Source organism: Streptomyces aurantiaciflavus (genome assembly GCF_049808595.1).
Lineage (GTDB): Bacteria > Actinomycetota > Actinomycetes > Streptomycetales > Streptomycetaceae > Streptomyces.
The window spans coordinates 1-4,325 of record NZ_JBNCAQ010000007.1; the positions used below are offsets into that span (position 1 = coordinate 1).

The window sequence follows — 4,325 nt, forward strand, 5'->3', positions numbered from 1 at the left end:
GAGGCTGGCCCGCTCCACCCTGCCACGGAAACCCCCGCCGGTTGCGGGCGCGCACGCCGTGGTGCCGGCTCCCCCGCGGTGGGGAACCGGCGCCACGGTCGGGTGCGGAATCCGTCAGTCGCTCTCGCCGCCCAGGGCACCCTCGTCGACGGCCGACGTGTCGGCGACGGTCTGGTCGAGCGTGCTGAGGGTGTCCCCGACGTTCAGCCCGTCGAGGTCCTCACCCCCCAGGCCGTGCGAGGGGGTGATCGCCGCTACGACGAAGCCGGTGGCGAGGGAGGCGATGGCGAGCATGCTGCGCTTCTTCATGGCCGGTTCAACGCAGGAACGCGGCGCGGGGTCACGCGTTCGCGCGAGCGAGAGGCGCGCCGGGGATCCCGTCCGCGCCCGGCGCGGTGCGGGCGATCACCAGCAGCGGGCGCGGCCATCGGCACGCAAGCCGGTCGCACCGCGGGAGCAGGAAGTGTCCCAGGTCGTGGAGCCCGCCCCGGTGCGGGCCCGCAGGCCGCAGAGGATCTCCGCGCCCACCCTCTCCGGCAGCTCCCCGTCGGTTGACCCGCCGGTCCGCATCGACCGCCGGCTCACTGCGCCGCCACGCCTCCCCGTACTGGTCGCGGGCGGTACGGACGCGCCGGGGCCCGCGTCCGCCTGAACGTTCCTCCAGAGAGGAACCTCCTCCAGTGACCGGTCACACCCCCGCCGCCGTCACCCCCGCCCCGCTCGCCAGCGCCGCCGCGGCCGCCCCCACCAGCCCCGCGTCCGTGCCCATCTGTGCGGGCGTCACGGTGAGTCGCTGGACGAAGGACAGGGTCGCGTAGTCGGCGAGGAAGCGCCGCAGGGGTGTGAAGAGGACGTCGCCCGCCTTGCCCACGCCGCCGCCGATCACGGCTATGTCGATCTCGACGAGGGTCGCGGTGGCGGCGATGCCGGCGGCCAGCGCCTGGGCGGCACGCTCGAAGGAGGCCACGGCGACCGGGTCGCCCGCACGGGCCGCGGCGGCCACCGCGGCCGCGGAGGTGTCGCCGTCGGGTCCGGGCCGCCAGCCGTTCTCCAGGGCACGGCGGGCGATGTGGGGGCCGCTGGCGATGCGTTCCACACAGCCGCGCGCCCCGCACGGGCACGGATCGCCGTCGAGGTCGACGCTGATGTGACCGATGTGGCCGGCGTTGCCGGTGGGGCCCGGATGCAGGCGTCCGCCGAGGACCAGGCCCCCGCCGACGCCGGTGGAGACCACCATGCACAGGGCGTTGTCGTGGCCCCGGGCGGCGCCCTGCCAGTGCTCGGCCGCCGTGATCGCCACCCCGTCGCCGATCAGCTCCACGGGAAGGTTCCCGGTGGTGGCCCGCACCCGGTCGACGAGGGGATAGTCGCGCCAGCCGGGCACGTTCACCGGGCTCACCGTGCCGGCGGAGGCGTCCACCGGGCCCGCGCTGCCGATGCCGACGGCATGGGCGCGCCCCCACAGCGGCGACGCCGTCAGCTCTTCCAGCACGTGCTCGACGGCCCGCATCACGGTGTCGCCGTTCTCCTGTGCGGGCGTGGGCCGCTGGGCGCGGACCAGGATCGTGCCGTCGCCGTCCACCAGGGCTCCGGCGATCTTGGTGCCGCCGATGTCGAGCGCTGCCACGAGGTCGGTGTGCATCAAAGTCTGGGTTCTCCCCGTCAACCATTGGAAACCATTGGAAACCATCGGAAAGGGCCTGGCCGGTCCAACGGTGGGGGACGTGGGCCGGAGAGTGCGGTGGACAGTGTCCCCGCATCTGACAACGTTGTCCAGGCCCTATGCTCGACTCCACATCCTCATACACCTCCAGGGACCCACGCATCCCCGCGGACGACAGGACAGGACACCGCATCGTGCCCGAGACCCCCCGCCGCCCCGTCGGCCTCGCCGGAACTCGCTACGGCAACCGTCCCACGATGAAGGACGTGGCGGCACGCGCGGGGGTCGGGCTGAAGACCGTCTCCCGTGTGGTGAACGGCGAGCCGGGCGTCACGCCGGAGACGGAGCGGCGGGTCCAGGAGGCCATCGACGCGCTCGGATTCCGCCGCAACGACAGCGCGCGGGTCCTGCGCAAGGGCCGTACCGCCAGCATCGGCCTGGTTCTGGAGGACCTCGCCGACCCGTTCTACGGCCCGCTCAGCCGCGCCGTGGAGGAGGTGGCCCGCGCCCACGGAGCGCTGCTCATCAACGGCTCGAGCGCCGAGGACCCGGACCGGGAGCAGGAGCTGGCGCTGGCGCTGTGCGCGCGCCGGGTGGACGGCCTGGTGATCATCCCGGCCGGGGACGACCACCGCTATCTGGAGCCCGAGATCAAGGCGGGCGTGGCCACGGTCTTCGTCGACCGGCCGGCCGGCCGGATCGACGCCCACTGCGTCCAGTGGGACCACCTCGGGGGTGCCCCGTGCTTGGGCCCCCGGCCGCCGGGCCGGAGCGCCGCCGACTGCGTCCTGTCGGACAACTTCGGGGGTGCCCGGCAGGGCGTCGCCCACCTCATCGCGCACGGGCACCGCCGGATCGGCTTCATCGGGGACATGCCGCGCATCCACACCGCCGCGGAGCGGCTGCGCGGCTACCGGGCGGCCATGGAGGACGCGGGCATACCGGTCGGCGACGCCTGGATGTCCCTGGGAGCCACCGATCCCGGCCGGGTGCGCCGGGCGGCCGAGGAGATGCTGTCCGGGCCCGCGCCGGTCACGGCGATCTTCTCGGGCAACAACCGGGTGACGGTCACCGTGATCCGGGTGCTCGCCGAGCAGGACCGCCGGGTGGCGCTCGTCGCCTTCGACGACCTCGAACTCGCCGACCTCCTCCAGCCGGGCGTCACCGTGATCGCCCAGGACGCGGCCGCCATCGGCCGCACCGCCGCCGAGCGCCTCTTCCAGCAGCTGGACGGCACCCTGGTCCTCCCCGAACGCATCGAACTGCCCACGCGGCTCATCGCCCGCGGCTCGGGCGAGCTGCCCCCGGCGGACTGAGCCCCGCGTGTACGAACGCGATCTGCACCGCACGCTGGAGGCGCTCGGTCTCGCCGACGCGCCGCGCGAGCATCCGCTGACGTACCCCGGCCCCTGGCCGGCGGACTCCGGACTGCTCGACGGGAACCGGCTGTTGCCCCTGGACCGCCTGACCTTCCCCGACCGGACACCGGTCCTGGCCATCGGCTCCAACGCCTGCCCCGGCCAACTGCGCCACAAGATGGCCGAGTTCGGGATCACCTCGCCGATCCCGATGGTGAAGACCCGGGTCACGGGCATCGACATCGGCGTCTCCGCGCACATCAGCCGCATGGGATACCTGTCCGCCTCCCCCGTCGACGCCCCCGGCGTGACACGCGAGTTGTTCGTCATCTGGCTGGACGCCGAACAGCTCGCGGCGATCGACGCGAGCGAGGGCGTGCCGCTGCCGCACGGCAACTACGCCCGCGTGCCGTTGCCCGCTCCCGAGGTGCGGATCGAGCTGGAGAACGGTGAGACGCTCACCGGCGCGTTCGCGTACGTCAACCGTCGCGGAGTCCTGCACGACGGCACCGGCGCCCCGCGCAAGCATCCGGGACAGCGCGCCCTGCTCACCGAACTCCTGGTGGAGTCGGCCGAGTTGAGGCGGCTTTTCGGTGTGGCTCCGGAGGAGTTCTGTGCCCGCGCCCGGGCCGACGCGGGGCTGTGCGAGCGCGGCACCCAACTGTTCGCGAAGGAGAAGCTCGTGACGAATTCAGGACTGGAGCACCTGATCGTCCGTTAGGGTCGTCCCACGGCATCGCGTGTCGGTCACCGGCCGGGTGAGGCATGGAGGTGCCCGTGAGTTTGCCTTACGGAGGCATTCCACACATGTCAGTCGAGTTGAACCACACCATCGTCCATTCCCGTGACAACCGGGAGTCCGCCGAGTTCCTGGCCCACATCCTGGGACTCGAAGTCGGGGCCGAGTGGGGCCCGTTCGTTCCGGTCGACACCAGCAACGGCGTCACCCTGGACTTCGCCACCATCCCGGCGGAGTCGATCGTCATGCAGCACTACGCGTTCCTCGTCTCCGACGAGGAGTTCGACGCGGCGTTCGACCGGATCAAGCAGGCGGGAATCACGTACTACGCCGATCCGCACGGACAGCAGCCGGGTGAGATCAACCACCACCACGGCGGGCGGGGCCTGTACTTCATGGATCCCGCCGGGCACGGGATGGAGATCATCACCACCCCGTACACCTTTCCCGAGCAGTAGCGGGTCCTGAGGACCGTCGGCCGGCCGGGGTGGCGACGCCCCCGCCGGCCCCCCCCGGGGCCGGGCCGGCGGGTCAAGGCGCGGGAAAACCCCGGGGTCTCCACGGG

The 4,325-nt window shown here is 72.8% G+C and carries 6 protein-coding genes; 4 read left to right on the forward strand and 2 right to left on the reverse strand.

The annotated features are described in order from the left end of the window. Window positions 1-114 precede the first annotated feature (114 nt). Window positions 115-309 carry a hypothetical protein gene (locus ACPT94_RS09365; protein WP_360331202.1) on the reverse strand — a complete coding sequence of 65 codons (195 nt, stop codon included), beginning with the start codon at window positions 307-309 and terminating at the stop codon, window positions 115-117. Window positions 310-463: 154 nt separating this feature from the next. Here ACPT94_RS09365 and ACPT94_RS09370 point away from each other — a divergent pair, with 154 nt between their 5' ends. Continuing rightward, window positions 464-652, forward strand: a complete 189-nt coding sequence (locus ACPT94_RS09370; protein ID WP_360331205.1) for a hypothetical protein — start codon at window positions 464-466, stop codon at window positions 650-652. Between the two features lie 36 nt (window positions 653-688). On the opposite strand, the gene ACPT94_RS09375 is transcribed toward ACPT94_RS09370, so the two are convergent. Further along, window positions 689-1,642, reverse strand: a complete 954-nt coding sequence (locus ACPT94_RS09375) for an ROK family protein (protein WP_360331208.1) — start codon at window positions 1,640-1,642, stop codon at window positions 689-691. A gap of 215 nt (window positions 1,643-1,857) precedes the next feature. Here ACPT94_RS09375 and ACPT94_RS09380 point away from each other — a divergent pair, with 215 nt between their 5' ends. From ACPT94_RS09380 to ACPT94_RS09390, 3 genes are all read left to right on the forward strand, one after another. Next, window positions 1,858-2,979 (forward strand): LacI family DNA-binding transcriptional regulator, encoded by a 1,122-nt coding sequence (locus ACPT94_RS09380; RefSeq protein WP_425245628.1) that lies wholly within the window; start codon window positions 1,858-1,860, stop codon window positions 2,977-2,979. A gap of 7 nt (window positions 2,980-2,986) precedes the next feature. After that, entirely contained in the window at window positions 2,987-3,742 is a 756-nt protein-coding gene (locus tag ACPT94_RS09385; protein ID WP_425245629.1) for a hypothetical protein, read from the forward strand. Window positions 3,743-3,828: 86 nt separating this feature from the next. Then, entirely contained in the window at window positions 3,829-4,218 is a 390-nt protein-coding gene (locus tag ACPT94_RS09390; RefSeq protein WP_425245630.1) for a VOC family protein, read from the forward strand. The last annotated feature ends 107 nt before the right edge of the window (window positions 4,219-4,325 follow it).